Genomic DNA, 15,935 nt, shown 5'->3' on the forward strand with positions numbered 1-15,935 from the left:
TCTTTATTTTCATTGCGTTTTTTGGAGGGCGCTGAACTGCAGTGAAAGCTTTCATCTTGAAGCTGCGGTCAGAGGGGAACGGATGGGGAAGATGGTTTTATTTGTGATGAGTTGATCAATTCATAAAACCTTGAATAATCCATGTTATTCTCGCTACGAAAAGCTTTTCACAGACTTACCAAGATATTCATCGTTAATTCATCTTCAATTCGCATAGTTGAGAAGGCACACGTGGTCGAGAAACAAATCAATACCGATTCGGATAACAATGCTTCAAGCAATAATCCCGTGACTTTGATGGATGTGGCGCGTCAGGCGGGCGTTTCGCCCAGCACGGTGTCACGGATTCTGAATGGCACTGCCAAAGTCTCTGCAGATAAACGTAAAGCAGTAGAAACCGCCATTGAGCAGATGCACTTTGAGCCAAACCAACTGGCACAAAGCCTTAAAAGCGGTCGCTCGATGACGATCGGTATCGTCGTACAAGATATTTCTAGTCCGTTTTTTGATGAGACCTTACGCGGTGTTGATGATGGTTTAAAAGGAACTGGTTATGCCTCCGTGATCGTCAGTGGGCATTGGGATGCGCAAGAAGAGGCGGCCCGGATTAAGTTATTGCTGGCTCGCAAAGTGGATGGGATTATTTTGCTGTCAGGGCATATTGCGGATAAAGATGTGCTGCATTTTTCACATCAAAAGCCCATCGTCGCGACGGGGCGTGCATTGCAAAGCGAGACGGCGATTGGATTTAAGCTAGACAATGAAAGCGGTGCCTACCTTGCTGTGCGCCATTTAATTGAGTTAGGACATCGCCGCATTGCCTTCGTCACTGGCCCTGCCGATAACTCTGATGCCAGCGAACGTTTGCTCGGATACCAGCGCGCACTCAAAAGCGCCAATCTGGAATTTGATGCGAACCTGGTGGTTGAAGGCGATTTCCATGAGGCCAGCGGTTTAGTGGCAGTCAATCGTCTGTTCGATACTCAGCAGCAGTTTAGCGCTGTGTTTGCTGCGAATGACCAGATTGCCTATGGTGTACGGCTGAGCTTGTACCGCAAAGGGATACGGGTACCGGATGATATCTCCCTGATCGGCTTCGATGATTTGCCCGGCTCGCTTTACACTACACCGCCGTTGACGACGATACATCAGCCTTTGTATGAAATGGGATTACTGGCAACGACTACTTTACTCGGACTGATCAGCGGTAAAAAAGTGGATGTCGAGCTGCCCAAGTTGGAATTGATTGTCAGAGAAACTACACGTCGCTTCAGATGATGTCGCTACTTTATGACATTCTTGATACAAAAAAGAGCTAAAAATCAGGCTTAAATTTGGTCTGAACTGGCATCGAAGTTTGGGACTGATCTATATTTGCTGTATCCTATAGTATTGAAACAACGGCTTTAAGCCCACTATGCAAGAGCACTCTAGTAGCGTCAGACCATCTGACGTTAAACCCCACAGGTCATTATTTGAACGTTTGACCGCACTGATTTCCCCCGAACCTGAGAACCGCGCTGAATTGCTGGAAGTTCTGCATGACGCGCAAGAACGTAACCTGATTGATGCCGATGCACTGGCAATGATCGAAGGTGTGTTCCAGGTGTCTGATCTGGCTGCACGCGACATCATGGTGCCGCGTTCCCAGATGGACGTGATTGATATTTCCAAACCCATAGCAGAATGGATGCCCGAAGTCTTATCGACGGCGCATTCCCGCTTCCCTGCGGTGGAAGGCGATAGAGATAAAGTGGTGGGCGTGCTATTGGCAAAAGATTTGTTGCGGTACTACGCAGAAGAGTCTTTTGATGTGCGTGTGATGTTGCGCCCGGTAGTGTATATCCCGGAATCCAAGCGCCTGAATATTTTGTTGCGGGATTTTCGCGCTAATCGCAATCACATGGCAATGGTGGTGGATGAATACGGTGGCGTTGCAGGTCTGATTACGATTGAGGATGTGCTGGAGCAAATTGTCGGCGATATTGAAGACGAGTATGACTTCAATGAAGAAGAAGACAATATCATCGTCCTCGATAATAACGGCGACGGCGTGCGCTGGCGTGTGAAAGGTTTGACCGAGATTGAACAGTTTAATACCGCGTTGGGTACCGATTTTTCAGACAAAGTAGTCGATACCATCGGCGGCTTGGTCACCAATCATCTGGAACGGGTACCGCACAAGGGTGAAGAATTTAATATTGGCAATCTGCATTTTGAAGTCTTGCGCGCCGATGCCCGTCAGGTGCAGATGTTGTTAGTGGAAAAACGGTCTTTGGTGCAGACTGATGATGATTGAATCCATAGTTGATCGTTGGATTCATAGAATTGTTTTCTGTCGCCCAGCTCGTACTCATTTGCAGATTCTCTGATCTTGTTTTCATTTCATTCCCCTCCATTTCGTTCATCCATCTTGCTGGCTTTGCTGGCAGGTGGTTTGAACGTATTTTCTTTTGCTCCCTATCATTTGTGGCCACTTCAGATCATCAGTCTCGCACTGATTTTTTGCTTGAGCTATTCCCCCAGTGCATGGACTTTGCGACGCCAGTGGATGCTGGGTTGGGCATATAGTTTTTCCTGGATGTTTTGGGGTGTGCGCTGGTTGATGGTGGCGATGACTGATGCGGGCGGTATGCCGTGGTTGCTGGCATTGGCGGCAGTCGCTTTGTTTGCCGCTTATCTGGCTTTGTATGCCGGTCTGGCTTTGTCGCTGGCTCATTACCTACGCAAGCGTTGGCAGCTATCATTGGTCGCATCCTTGCTATTCGTGCTGCCATCGCTTTGGAGTTTGTCGGAGTTGCTACGCGGCTGGATATTTACCGGCTTCCCGTGGCTGGTGTCGGGCTACGCACATACCGCGAGCCCCTTGGCTGGCTATGCTGCCGTCTTGGGCGTGTATGGATTGGGATGGTTGAATGCTTTAATCGCAGGCGCCGTGGTTTTATTGATGCTTAAAAAATCCTGGTGGCCTGTATTGCTTGCTGGCGTTGCCTGCCTATTTTTAGTCGGCATCGGTTTGCGAGTCGTGGCATGGACACAGCCATCCGGCAACCAGATCAGCGTCAGTTTATTACAAGGTAATGTAGCGCAAGATATCAAATTTGATCCGGAACATGTGAATGACTCGCTGCGCTTGTATCACGACATGATATTGACCGCGCCAGCCGATTTGGTAGCGACACCAGAGACCGCCTTGCCGGTATTGTCCAGCCAATTACCACCGGATTATTTGCCAATGTTAAATGCCTTTGCACAAGACACTAACAGTCATTTGGTCATTGGTTTGGGGGTCTATGACGGCGGCGATAAATATACCAATAGCGTTTTAGGTTTGTCGCGCCAGCATGCGGTACGCGGCTATCGTTATGACAAGCATCATCTAGTGCCGTTTGGCGAGTTTGTCCCGTTTGGTTTTAAATGGTTTGTGAACCTGATGCAGATTCCGCTGGGTGATTTTTTTGCTGGCAATGTTTTGCAAGAAGCCATGCAGGTAAAAGATCAATGGGTGTTGCCAAATATTTGTTATGAAGATTTGTTTGGTGAAGAAATCGCGCACCAATTGTCAGCAGCGTCGTACAGCCCATCCATATTATTAAATGTATCTAATATTGCTTGGTACGGTGATTCGATTTCTATCCCGCAGCATTTACAGATATCGCAAATGCGGGTGCTAGAAACCGGGCGGCCTATGCTGCGTTCTACCAACACCGGTGCGACGGCGGTGATTGATGCGCAGGGGATTGTGACTGCTCAGTTAAAGCCTTTAACCAAGGATATCTTGCGTGCCAAAGTACAAGGTACCAGCGGCCTGACGCCGTATGTGCGTTGGGGCAATGCAGGTATTCTTGCTCTTATCATCTTGAGTCTACTGGCGGCGTATTTTTTGTCACGGAAAAAAGCGCAATTCTGATTTGAATTTGAATTTGAATTTGAATTCAATTCCTTATTCCATAGCCGCGATCTTTAAAATAGTGTCACTGCGTTTTGTGACAGCGCATCGGCTTCTGCATTTTTTTTGCGGGGAATCCAGATCAAACGAATATCAGTGAATTTCGCTATCAATTGCTTGGCTTGTTCGCACTGTTCTTGCAGTGTTGAACATGCGGGTAAGCGCACGGTGTTTTTCTTGCTGTGGGTGCGGTCGGCGTTGACGCTGTCTATTACGGTGCGGCTGTCACCAAACACAACAAGTTTGGCAGGGAGCTGTTCTAACGCGCAGGCTAATACTGCGTTTAGCGCATAGAATTCTGCCTCGTTACTATCACCGTAGCCCATCGCCCGGCTGATTTCTATCTTTATTCCTGATGGGCTGATTACGACGCCACCGATACCAATTTTGCCCGGATTAGGATGTGCTGAACCATCAAAATAAGCCTGCCAGGTATCAGCACCCAGTCCGTTGACAGCGCAGTTGCTTTGCTTATTACTTTGCTTATGTTGGGCTAATTTTTCAGCCTGTAGTTGTTGACGTACGATATGGCGAGCACGAATTTTTTCCTGCTCCAATAATCGTATAGCAATAAGATTTTCTAAGCCTTTTTCACCTGCTATGTTGAACAGGATTTTTTCTAATGCGTGCTCTTGTGCCTGTTCCAGGCTTTGCGATTCAGTGATGTTGGCTCTTGCTAAGCGCTGGCTTTTCGCTAGTTCTGCTTTAAACGCAATAGCAAGAAGTTGATCATGTGTAGCCATATTGCGGGATTTATTTTTTTGAAAATTGGCTTAGTTCGGCATCATGAATATAGTAGTCACCGTACTTAGCAAGTGTGCCATCATTTGCAAGATGCGTACTTAAAAAAGAATTTTGGAGCACATAATGACCTACAAAGAAAACACTAACGATAGCGCCGCTTTTCTACCCGTCGGCATGATTGCCAATGCAGGCACTTATGGACAAGCGATAGAAATGGCAGCAGTGCGAAAACATAGCGCTGATGCTGATGCTGGCTCTGATAGTGCAGGTTGGGCACCGTTTCATTACGAGAAAATTTCTGATACAGAGTATGTCTGCACTGGCGGATACGCGATTGGTAGCGGTGGCTACAAAAAATGGCCAGAGCCGCATACGACTGTCGTCGTTTCTATCTCAGAGATTGAACATGCGCTGAGTTTGTTATTAGAAGATGTGCAAGATAAAGAGGACGTCATTGCAGAGATGACGGCTCCAGGCAGTTTTGCATCAAGCCAATCTGCCAAGGTCAGCTCGCCTCAATTATCCAGTCCATCGGAACCCACAACTCAGCCAAAATACTTAACCGTCGTGCTGCAATTACCCAATGATAAAGAAGGACAGCAGCGGATTAAAGAGGCTTTCAAAATCGATGAATTATTCTTTGGCGCGTTGGTGACATCCATCTCTACCCGCGCACCAAACTGAATTATCCTAGAAACGGCAGCTGGACGAGTCTGAGTGTGCATTTTTTCGGTTTCCCAGCAAGGCGAGACGAGGCGCAAGCTTCACGTTGCAACGAGGAGCAACGCCGCTGGGGAGCCGAAAAAGTGTGCGATCAGATTCGTAGCGTTCTCACCAAAACGGTGATGGTGAAAACACGGACATGAGTCAATTTAATCAAGTACTTATTTACACTGACAAGCGGTCAACTGTCGTTTCTAGGATTATTCCTTAGGTTTTTATTTAGCCCAGCCAGCCGGACGTGCCAGCGTAAAATTTTCTGTCGCGTTCGTCCTGCCGTACCAGTCCGCACCCATGCGCGACACCAGATCTAATTTGACCGGATCAATTTGGCCATCTGCGGTGACAATACTGTCATCCACATGTGCTGCGACGACTTCACCAAAGACCACATAGCAAGTTGGCGCATGTTCTGGGTAGGGCATCAGCTTTGCCAGTCTGCATTCAAAACTGACAGGCGCGCCGTCCACTCTGGGTACGCCAATAAATTGTGACGGCAGAGACTTCACATTGCATTGTTCAAACTCACTGGTTTCTGCGTCGTAACCAAATGAGGTTTCGTTCATCAATTGCACCATGGGGAATGACACCAGGTTGACGACAAATTCGCCAGTCTCCTGAATATTGCGCACGGTGTCTTTCATACCGCCGTCGCTATTGACCAAAGGTGAAATCATCAAGGTCGGCGGCGATGCCGTAATCATCTGAAAAAAACTAAACGGCGCGAGATTCGTCAGGCCATTTTTCCCTTTAGAGGAAACCCATGCAACCGGACGCGGCGTAATGGTAGAGCCCATCCAAAAATAAGCGAGTCTTGGTGCTATAGATGAAAAGTCGATCAGCATGGAATTCCTTTAATTTGCTATTCAATTTGTACAGCGAGAATGCGGTAAGTCGTTTGATGATTGCCTGCTTTGTAAGAGGCGTGATTAGATATACTCCCCTACTTTTTTGATAAAAAACCGTAGATGTCCAATTTTTCTATGGACAATCAAAATATACTGCATAGGGTATATCTTTATTCAATTCGTCCTAATACTATTTTCTGCTTATGTTGATTGAAGCTGACTACGAATAATCAAGCCAGCCAATTCACTTTTGGAAATTTCTCCCTTACATACTCCGGCATGCTGGTGACTTCTGCTTTGGCATAGTCATAAAAAATAAATCCTGATTTTGCCATCGCAATCAGACGCTGGTCGCTGGGGCGGGTGATGCGGAAAGTGATGTCGCCGCCATATTTATTGAAATCCATGACGCCAACTTCAAACAACAACTGATCGCGTGCGTGCGCTTCGGATTTGTAGGTGGTCGCCAGGTCGGTGATGATGGTGCCCGGGCCGACGCATTTGGTTTCGCCAATCCCAAATTCAAACATAAACCTGGCTCTTGCCTCAGAGATCATGGAAATCATCGAATCGTTGCCAAGATGGTTTGCGCTATTGATGTCGGTTACGCGTACTGTAAGCAGGGTGGAGTAGTAGTACTGGTCTTCCGGGAAATGGAGTGTCAGGCGAGCCATGGCTTTTAAGAGTTATATAAACGCCTGATTTTACCCGTTTGTGATTCGCAGGAATTATTGTGATTTCTTCAAAATCCATTGCAGGCAAGAAATAAATATCCAATGCGCTTTGGATTTTTTGTTGTTAATATTCAATGCGCTTTGATAAAAAACAGAAATTTTTAATTATTTATGTAGTATGACTACATAAAGTTGCTGGGCTTGTGGGTGATTAGCAACGGTTAAGAGTGATATTTTCATTCTTAGCGCAATATATTCGACGAAATATCAATTATTTTATTTGACATGTAATTTAGTATTAGTACAGAATCACGTTCGGGGCATCAAATTCCGGATTTTAATTAGAGCGTTTGAGCTGCCAAGATTTTGCTGTTGGAATCGTAGTTTTATAATAAAAAACCAAGGAGACGAGTAATGACTAGCTTTCAAAAAAAGCGAGGCGGGAGTGTTGCCTTCAATCGCTTCGTATTTAACGTAACCCCTATCGCTGCAGCTTGTGCATTGCTGCTATCCACATCCACTGCGGTCTATGCGCAACAAGCTGGCACCCCCGCTGCTACCAAAGCAGACGACGGTAATGTGGTTGTTGTCACCGGTATCCGTAAGGGTATTGAGGATGCGATTTCAGTAAAGAAAAATTCTAATTCCATCGTCGAAGCAATTTCTGCTGAAGACATAGGCAAGTTGCCCGATACCAGTATTGCTGAATCCATTGCCCGTTTGCCTGGCTTAGCCGCGCAACGTGTTGCAGGTCGTGCCCAGGTCATCAGCGTTCGCGGTTTATCTCCGGATTTTGCTACTACATTGCTGAATGGCCGCGAGCAAGTTAGCACCGGCGACAACCGCAGTGTTGAATTTGATCAATACCCTTCTGAATTGCTGAGCGGCGTGACTGTGTACAAAACCCCAGACGCTGGTCTAGTAGGACAGGGTTTGTCCGGTACGATCGATTTGCAAACAGTGCGTCCGCTGGATTTTTCTACTCGTACAATTTCTTTAAATGCTCGTGGCGAGAAAAATTCCATGGGATCGATTGCTAATATTAAAGATACTGGCCATCGCATCAGCGCAAGTTACATCGATCAATTTGCCGATCGTACGATTGGTATTGCCATCGGTATTGCAGATCTGGAGTCACCGGTGTTGGATAATGAGACTGGTACTTATGAGCCGTTTAGTCAAAGTTCTGTCTCTGGCGTTCCTCCTGGCACATTCGTTACTGCTGGTGTCAAATCACTGGCGAAGAGCGGTACCTTAAAGCGCACTGGCATCATCGGTGTATTGGAATATCGTCCGTCAAAAATGTGGAGAAGTACGCTGGATATATTCAGTTCTACTTTTAAACAAGTTGATACCAATAATCAATTTGAAGCCAACTTAGGTGGCTATAACGGTAGCAACAATCCACAAGGATTTAATTACAGTTCGGTCAATGTGGTTAACAATACTCTGCTCGGTGGCGTTGCAACCGGAGCATACCCACTGGTGCGCGGACAATACAATAACCGCGAAGATTCTATCCATACTGCTGGCTGGGGTAATAAATTTACTTTCGACAAATGGTCATTATTAGCAGACGTTAATTACTCTGAAGCTAAGCGTGATGAGCTGTATCTTGAAAACAATTTACAACTGAGAAATCCATCTGGCGGACCGCTCAATGACCCAGCCCTGACAGTCGGCTGGGTACCAGGCAGTTTTGCTACCTTGTCGGGTAAGTTAAATTATAGTGATCCGACTCAGCTGTATACCGGTAACTCGATTTATGGCTACGGCAGTACCTACGCACCACATCTTAAAGACGTTTTAAAGAGCTTTAAAATGGTTGCAACAATGCCGGTGCCAGCGATGCTCGACAATGTTTTTGACAATGTAGATGTGGGTGTCAATCGTAGTGATCGTACAAAAACTAAACGTCAACCAAGTGGTGCGCTGACCGCTAGCGGTAGTCCAACTATTTCTAGCGATTTGTTGTATGCCCCGGTCAATCTTGGTTTTGCTGGTAGCGGCATTGTTCCTTCCTGGAATGTACCTGGTGTCATCGCGAAATACTTTGACCCAATTACCTACAACTTGACCAATAACGGCAATACCATTTCACGTGCATGGGATGTCACTGAGAAAATCACGACCTCTTTTGTTAAGGGTAATATTGACTCTCAACTCGGTGGTGTTTCGCTCCGTGGCAATATCGGTGTACAAGTGATCAATACTGACCAGTCTTCGGCATCGCTGTATTCCGATCCTAGTGGGGCTGCTCATCCATATACCGACGGAAAAACTTATACCGACGTGCTGCCAAGTATGAATCTGGTATTTGGTTTGCCTAACCAGCAAACTTTGCGTTTTGCATTGGCAAAGCAGGTTGCACGCCCGCGTCTGGATCAGTTAAATTCTGGCTTTGATTTTAAAGTGGATGCCTCTACCCGATTGCCTAGCGGTAGCGGTGGTAATGCCAAACTAGAACCATGGCGCGCTACTGCATTAGATATTTCATATGAAAAGTATTTCGGTACTAAAGCTTACTTCGCCGCAGCCTTTTTCTATAAAGACTTGAAGAGCTATATTTATGATTACTCGCAAACTCGCGACTTCTCCCAGTTCACACCGGGAACCATAGCGATATCTAATTTTGGTCAATACAATTCTCCTTACAACGGCCAAGGTGGTTCGCTCAAAGGTCTGGAATTGTCAGCATCAGCACCGTTGAATCTGATCTCCTCAGCGCTTGATGGATTTGGCGTTACTGCTAGTACAACAATCACTGACAGCTCGATTAATATTCCTCAAGTGAACGATACTATTGGCAAAATTCAATTGCCTGGTCTATCTAAGAATGTCACTAATCTCACGCTTTACTATGAGAAAAAAGGCTTCTCAGCCCGTATCGGTCAACGTCGTCGCTCTGACTACGTTGGTGAGATCGGTAACTTTGCCGGTGATCGTCAATTGCGTTATGTCGTTGGTGATAATGTCACTGACTTCCAAATTGGTTACGCGTTTGAAGACGGTCCATACAAAGGTCTGGGCATCATGTTGCAAGTCAATAATCTGACCAATGCAGCCTATGAAACCTACGCAAATAGCAAAGATCGTCAATTAGAGTATGCAAAATACGGACGTATCATGTTGTTAGGCGCCAGCTACAAGTTTTAAGTAATACTAAAACAGTCCTCGCAGACTCCAAGCTGCGGGGACTTGTTTTTAGGACTTAGGCTAAATCGTTTCAGCAGCAATTTAATACCAACTGCGCGAATAATTTTGCATCAGTCTTAATCTCGTTATTCTGTTGGACGTTACTTAAAAAAACCAGGAACAAGCAAGCATGCAATCATCGACAAACAAGCCTAGGCTTTCGTTCTGGCAGTTGTGGAATATGAGTTTTGGTTTCTTCGGCATTCAATTCGGCTTTGCCTTACAAAACACCAATACCAGCCGGATTTTTTCTACCTTAGGTGCTAACGCGGATGATCTCGCCTTGTTCTGGCTAGCCGCACCGATCACGGGTTTGCTAGTACAGCCAGTGATAGGCTATCTCAGTGATAATACCTGGCATCCATTCTGGGGGCGTCGTCGTCCATTTTTCTTTGTCGGTGCTTTGCTAGCGTCGGTTGCGATGTTTCTGATGCCTAACTCCAGCATGTTATGGATGGCGATTGCTGTTCTGTGGATGATGGATTCTGCGATCAATATTTCGATGGAGCCGTTCCGCGCTTTTGTCGGTGACAAACTCAATCCTTCGCAGCAAACGGCCGGTTTTGCGATGCAGACTTTTTTGATCGGATGCGGCGGTGTGATTGCCTCCCTGTTGCCAAGCTTGTTGACCAATTATCTCGGCGTCAGCAATGTTCCGGTTGATGGGGCTATACCGGATACGGTGCGTTATTCCTTCTATTTTGGCGGCGCTATCTTTGCGTTGTCAGTGATGTGGACTGTATTCACGACGAAAGAAATACCGCCAACTGATTTAGAAAAATTTCGCCAGGAACGTAAAAATAACCAAGGTTTTGCAAGAGCTGTTGCAGAAATTTTGGGCGGCTTTCTCAAGATGCCAAAAACCATGGTGCAACTGGCATGGGTGCAGTTTTTTACTTGGGTCGCTTTGTTTTCTATGTGGGTCTACACCACACCATCGATTGCCGAAATCGTATTCCATAGTACCGATGCTCAATCTGCTGCTTATCAAGAGGGTGGTAACTGGGTTGGCATTATGTTTGGTGTATATGGCGGCGTATCCGCGATAGCTGCTTTTATCTTACCGATCCTGTCGCGTATGACCAGCCGTAAATTCGTTCATATGATCTGCCTGATGATAGGTGGCGTCAGTCTGGTCAGCATCTTTCTTATTAGTTCCAAACAAATGTTGTTGTTGCCTATGGTCGGCTTAGGGATTGCCTGGGCAAGCGTATTGACGATGCCTTATGCCATTCTGGCTGGCGCTTTGCCTGCTAATCGCATGGGTTATTACATGGGTTTGTTTAACTTTTTTGTCGTGATTCCGCAAATTGTAGCTGGCTTTGTATTGGGCGCGATGTTGAAGCATTTGTTCAATTATCAATCAGTCAAAGTTCTGATGCTAGGTGGCTTTTGCATGATCCTCGCAGGCATATTGACTATGTTTGTTAAAGACGTTGCAGAACAGTCGTAGTGACATTCTTTCTGAGTAGAATTGGCATGAATTTTTTTGCTATCGTATTTTCTCTGGCACTATTTTTTGTCAACGTTTTTGACAGCTTTGCCTGTGCGGCAGACATGTCAGCCACGACAAAAGAACAGTTGCCGCAAACATCGAAAAAAGCAGCATTCGTATGGAATAACGCTACTATATATTTCTTGCTAACGGATCGGTTTTATAACGCGAACCCGACTAATGATCTTGCCTATGGACGCAAAAATGATGCAGCAAAGTTACGCGGATTTGCAGGTGGTGATCTGGCAGGCATTACAGAAAAAATCAAGCAAGGCTATTTTAAAAACTTAGGCGTCAACGTCATCTGGATCACACCGCCTGTCGAGCAAATTCACAGCGCGACTGATGAAGGAACTGGCTTGTCTTACGGTTTCCACGGTTACTGGGCGCGTGACTTTACTAAGGTAGATGCTAACTGGGGTACAGAAGCCGACATGCGTCAGTTGGTTGATACCGCTCACGCTAATGGAATCCGTATACTGCTCGATGTAGTGATGAATCACACCGGCCCAGTCACCGAGGTAGATCCTCAATGGCCCAATGACTGGGTGCGTACCTCGCCAGTTTGTACTTATAAAGATGTAGTAACTACCGTCAATTGCGTATTGGTTAAAAATCTACCAGATTTTCGTACCGACAGTAATGCCAATGTGGCGTTACCACCAGCCTTAGTCGCCAAGTGGAAATCTGAAGGACGCTACGAGCAGCAAGTCAGCGAGTTGGATTCGTTTTTCAAACATACGGGCTTCCCTCTCGCACCACGCTATTACCTGATGAAATGGCATGCCGATTGGGTCAGAAAATATGGTATCGACGGTTTTCGCGCCGATACAGTCAAGCATGTAGAACCCGGTGTCTGGAAAGAGCTAAAACAAGTAGCCAGCGCCGCGTATGAGGATTGGAAACGGGACAATCCTGATAAAAAATTAGGTGACGATCCTTTTTTTATGACGGCGGAAGTGTATGGCTACTCCATCGCCAGTGGACAGCAATTCACTATGGACGGTGGTAGCCAGGTGAATTTTTATCAGAATGGTTTTGATAGTATTATCAACTTCGGCTTTAAGACTGATGCTAAGAAAAATATCGACGTCTTGTTCAGCGAGTATTCAGAAAAACTCAATATGCCGGATAGTCCTTTACACGGATATTCCGTCCTCAACTACATCAGTTCGCATGACGATTTAAGTCCGTTTGACCGGGAACGCAACGATCCGTTTGATGCGGGTACCCGACTATTACTGAGTCCCGGTGCCGCACAAATTTATTACGGTGACGAAACTGCCCGCTCTTTATCAGTCGCTGGTGCGCAAGGGGATGCCAGTTTGCGATCCATGATGAACTGGGATGAGCTGGCGCAAAAAAAATCGAGATTTCATTACAACATCGCAGATGTATATCAGCATTGGAGCAAGCTGGGATTGTTCCGCCAAGCGCATGTCGCAGTGGGCGCTGGCGTCCATCAAAAAATATCAGATAGACCGTATATTTTTAAACGGATTTATCAGCATGATGGCATCAACGACAAAGTGGTAGTAGCGCTCGATTTACCGATTGGTGAGAGTGTTGCAATTCCCGTTACGGGCGTTTTTCTTGATGGGGAAAAGTTGAAAGACTATTACTCAGGACATAGTGCCATCGTCGTTAATGGCATGGTGAAGTTTGATAGCAAGAATAATATGGTGCTGATTGGTAAGGATGAACATCCGCCTGCTAGATCGGATGGAAATTAAGATGAAAAATCAACTAAAACGCCCAATCATTGGCAACACTGTATTCTGCATAGTAGCCGCCTTAGTTGTTCTAGCGATACAACTGACACAGCCAGCTTTTGCTCAAAACAGGGGAAGAGTACTTGAGGCCGTTGCTGATAAGGGTAGTTACTTAGAACTGACGACCAACGATGGTCTTTATCAGATCAAGCCTTATTCTGACAAGATTATAGAAACCACGTTTATCCCCAAAGGACAAAGTTTTATCTCCGGGTCACATGCAGTTGTGTTGTCACCCGCCATGCTTAAAACTAGTATTAGCAATACAGACGTTGCTGTCGATTATGCTGTCGGCTCCGGTGTTGGCTCCAGTCTGACCGGTATGGTGGTACACATCACCAAATCGCCTTTTCAAATCAGTTACGCCTACAAAGGCAAGCAACTGATTTCTGAAAAAAATGGTTACAGCAAACAAGATACCTCTGAAGTACTCGACTTTAATCTGGATGCAACGGAAGCGCTGTACGGTGCAGGTGCGCGTGCATTAGGGATGAACCGCCGTGGCAATCGTCTGCCGCTCTATAACAAGGCGCATTACGGTTATGAGGATCGTTCTAACCAGATGAATTTTTCTATTCCTCTGGTATTTTCGTCTAAACGATATGGTATTCATTTTGATAATGCGCCGATTGGCTATCTAGATCTGGATAGTAAAAAAGAGAATGTACTCGCTTATGAAACCATCAGCGGCAGAAAAACATATCAGATTATTGCTGGCGATAGCTGGGACGATATTATTGGTAGCTACACTAGTTTGACGGGCAAGCAACCGTTGCCGCCACGCTGGGCTTTCGGCAACTTCGCTAGTCGCTTCGGTTACCACAGCGAAGCAGAAGCACGCAAAATCGTAGATCAATTTTCGGCTGAAAAAATTCCACTGGATGCGATCATTTTTGATTTGTACTGGTTTGGTAAAGACATCAAAGGCACCATGGGAAATCTCGAATTTGATAGAGATAACTTCCCTCATCCTAAGGCGATGATTGCTGACTTTGCTAAAAAAGGCATAAAAACGATACTGATTACGGAACCGTTTATCTTAACTAGCTCTAGCAAGTGGGATGAGGCGGTAGAAAAGAAAATTCTGGCAACGGATAAAAATGGTGCGCCATTTGTCTATGATTTTTATTTTGGACATACAGGGTTAATCGACATTTTTGATCCTAAAGCAAAGGACTGGTTTTGGTCGATTTATAAAAATTTAAAAAAGGACGGCGTTGCGGGTTGGTGGGGGGATTTAGGTGAGCCCGAAGTGCATCCATCTGACCTGCAACATAAGACGGGCTCGGCAGATCAGCTACATAATATTTATGGACACGATTGGGCTAGGTTGATCGCAGAGGGATATCAAAAAGAATTTCCGGAAGAGCGTCCCTTTATTTTGATGCGTTCTGGCTACTCCGGCTCGCAACGGTTTGGCATGATCCCCTGGTCGGGTGACGTGAACCGGACTTGGGGCGGCTTGCAGAGTCAGCCGGAGATTGCGCTGCAAATGGGGATGCAAGGTTTGGCATATATGCATTCAGACTTGGGCGGATTCGCGGGTGCCAATTTAGATGATGAGCTGTACACGCGCTGGTTGCAGTACGGCGTATTCCAGCCGATTTTTCGTCCACACGCCCAAGAAGAAGTCGCCGCAGAACCGGTTTTAAGAAGCACATCCGCTAAGGCTCTAGCAAAGGCGGCGATCGAACTACGTTATCGTATGCTGCCGTATAACTACACGCTAGCGTTTGAAAATAATCAGAGTGGCCTGCCGCTGATGCGACCCATGTTGTATGAAGAGCCGGACAATCCGGAGATGCGCGGCGTATCTGATCGTTATTTATGGGGGCATGATTTTTTTGTGTCGCCCGTACTCAAAGCCGCTGTCAAAGAGCAGACGATTCGTTTTCCTGCGACCAATCACTGGTTTGATTTTTATACTGATCAAAAATATGTCGCTGGTAGTACTGGATCAGTTGCGATTGTGCCTGAGCACATCCCCGTATTTGTCAGAGCAGGTGCCTTTATCCCTATGGCAAAGTTGGTTCAAACCACCATAGATTATTCGACTAAAGAAGTTGATCTGCATTATTACTACGATTCATCTGTACCGCATAGTCGCGGTCAATTGTATGACGATGATGGTTTGACATCCGCCGCTTTCGAGAAAGGTCGATATCAACTTTTACAGTTTTCTGGCGATACCGCTGTAGACAATAATCACCAAAAAATCACGGTACAGCTGAAGACGGAAACGGGTTTCAATTATCAGACTGTTGACAGAAAAATTGAATTGATCATGCATAACATTGCTGCTGCGCCGAACTGGGTCAAGATAAAAAACCGACCTTCGCCATTTAAATGGAATCCGGTAAAAAAACAATTATCAGTCTTGGTCAACATACCAGCAAGAACAGAGCAGACCGTCGTAGTGCAGATCAATTGAAATAAAAAGCCGTCAGCTAAATCATCAGCTAATTTGGCACAGAAATTGGCAAATAAGTAAGCGAATAAGTAAGCTTTAGTAAGTTTAAAAGTAGTCTCATTTTTGAA

Annotated in this window: 11 protein-coding genes; 8 read left to right on the top strand and 3 right to left on the bottom strand. The window is 45.9% G+C overall.

From position 1 onward, the window contains the following. Positions 1-231 precede the first annotated feature (231 nt). The 3 genes from QN395_RS05255 to lnt all read left to right on the top strand — a co-directional run bounded on the left by QN395_RS05255 (position 232) and on the right by lnt (position 3,910). A complete protein-coding gene (locus tag QN395_RS05255) occupies positions 232-1,278 on the top strand; it encodes a LacI family DNA-binding transcriptional regulator (protein WP_323492638.1) in 1,047 nt (348 codons plus the stop codon). Positions 1,279-1,417: 139 nt separating this feature from the next. Further along, the gene (locus tag QN395_RS05260; protein ID WP_322120001.1) at positions 1,418-2,299 is read left to right on the top strand and encodes an HlyC/CorC family transporter; all 882 of its coding nucleotides are present in this window, start codon (positions 1,418-1,420) and stop codon (positions 2,297-2,299) included. A gap of 75 nt (positions 2,300-2,374) precedes the next feature. Continuing rightward, positions 2,375-3,910, top strand: coding sequence for an apolipoprotein N-acyltransferase (gene lnt / locus QN395_RS05265; RefSeq protein ID WP_323492636.1), 1,536 nt, complete (start codon positions 2,375-2,377; stop codon positions 3,908-3,910). A 53-nt stretch (positions 3,911-3,963) separates the two neighbouring features. On the opposite strand, the gene QN395_RS05270 is transcribed toward lnt, so the two are convergent. Further along, the gene (locus tag QN395_RS05270) at positions 3,964-4,692 is read right to left on the bottom strand and encodes a ribonuclease HI family protein (protein ID WP_323492635.1); all 729 of its coding nucleotides are present in this window, start codon (positions 4,690-4,692) and stop codon (positions 3,964-3,966) included. Positions 4,693-4,816: 124 nt separating this feature from the next. On the opposite strand from QN395_RS05270, the gene QN395_RS05275 reads away from it, so the two are divergent. Beyond that, entirely contained in the window at positions 4,817-5,377 is a 561-nt protein-coding gene (locus QN395_RS05275) for a hypothetical protein (protein WP_323492634.1), read from the top strand. Between the two features lie 254 nt (positions 5,378-5,631). Here the strand turns inward: QN395_RS05275 and QN395_RS05280 are convergent, their stop codons facing one another. Together QN395_RS05280 and QN395_RS05285 are read right to left on the bottom strand one after the other, a co-directional pair. Then, entirely contained in the window at positions 5,632-6,258 is a 627-nt protein-coding gene (locus tag QN395_RS05280; protein ID WP_323492633.1) for a flavin reductase family protein, read from the bottom strand. A gap of 233 nt (positions 6,259-6,491) precedes the next feature. Then, complete coding sequence (locus tag QN395_RS05285; RefSeq protein ID WP_323492632.1) at positions 6,492-6,935, bottom strand: thioesterase family protein; 444 nt, start codon at positions 6,933-6,935, stop codon at positions 6,492-6,494. A 414-nt stretch (positions 6,936-7,349) separates the two neighbouring features. On the opposite strand from QN395_RS05285, the gene QN395_RS05290 reads away from it, so the two are divergent. The 4 genes from QN395_RS05290 (at position 7,350) to QN395_RS05305 (ending at position 15,828) form a co-directional block, all read left to right on the top strand. Beyond that, positions 7,350-10,091: a TonB-dependent receptor gene (locus tag QN395_RS05290; RefSeq protein WP_323492436.1), complete on the top strand. Its 2,742-nt coding sequence runs from the start codon at positions 7,350-7,352 to the stop codon at positions 10,089-10,091. Positions 10,092-10,260: 169 nt separating this feature from the next. Next, complete coding sequence (locus QN395_RS05295; protein ID WP_323492437.1) at positions 10,261-11,583, top strand: MFS transporter; 1,323 nt, start codon at positions 10,261-10,263, stop codon at positions 11,581-11,583. 26 nt (positions 11,584-11,609) lie between these two features. Continuing rightward, positions 11,610-13,358 carry an alpha-amylase family glycosyl hydrolase gene (locus QN395_RS05300; RefSeq protein ID WP_323492438.1) on the top strand — a complete coding sequence of 583 codons (1,749 nt, stop codon included), beginning with the start codon at positions 11,610-11,612 and terminating at the stop codon, positions 13,356-13,358. 1 nt (position 13,359) lies between these two features. Further along, positions 13,360-15,828 carry a TIM-barrel domain-containing protein gene (locus tag QN395_RS05305; protein WP_323492439.1) on the top strand — a complete coding sequence of 823 codons (2,469 nt, stop codon included), beginning with the start codon at positions 13,360-13,362 and terminating at the stop codon, positions 15,826-15,828. Positions 15,829-15,935: the final 107 nt, after the last annotated feature.

Source organism: Undibacterium sp. RTI2.2, from assembly GCF_035018705.1.
In the GTDB taxonomy this organism is placed as follows: Bacteria; Pseudomonadota; Gammaproteobacteria; order Burkholderiales; family Burkholderiaceae_D; genus Undibacterium.

Coding starts and splice junctions, on each gene's coding strand:
- QN395_RS05260 (WP_322120001.1), top strand. CDS start 1,418: ATGCAAGAGCACTCTAGTAGCGTCAGACCATCTGACGTTAAACCCCAC.
- QN395_RS05270 (WP_323492635.1), bottom strand. CDS start 4,692: ATGGCTACACATGATCAACTTCTTGCTATTGCGTTTAAAGCAGAACTA.
- QN395_RS05275 (WP_323492634.1), top strand. CDS start 4,817: ATGACCTACAAAGAAAACACTAACGATAGCGCCGCTTTTCTACCCGTC.
- QN395_RS05280 (WP_323492633.1), bottom strand. CDS start 6,258: ATGCTGATCGACTTTTCATCTATAGCACCAAGACTCGCTTATTTTTGG.
- QN395_RS05285 (WP_323492632.1), bottom strand. CDS start 6,935: ATGGCTCGCCTGACACTCCATTTCCCGGAAGACCAGTACTACTACTCC.
- QN395_RS05290 (WP_323492436.1), top strand. CDS start 7,350: ATGACTAGCTTTCAAAAAAAGCGAGGCGGGAGTGTTGCCTTCAATCGC.
- QN395_RS05295 (WP_323492437.1), top strand. CDS start 10,261: ATGCAATCATCGACAAACAAGCCTAGGCTTTCGTTCTGGCAGTTGTGG.
- QN395_RS05300 (WP_323492438.1), top strand. CDS start 11,610: ATGAATTTTTTTGCTATCGTATTTTCTCTGGCACTATTTTTTGTCAAC.
- QN395_RS05305 (WP_323492439.1), top strand. CDS start 13,360: ATGAAAAATCAACTAAAACGCCCAATCATTGGCAACACTGTATTCTGC.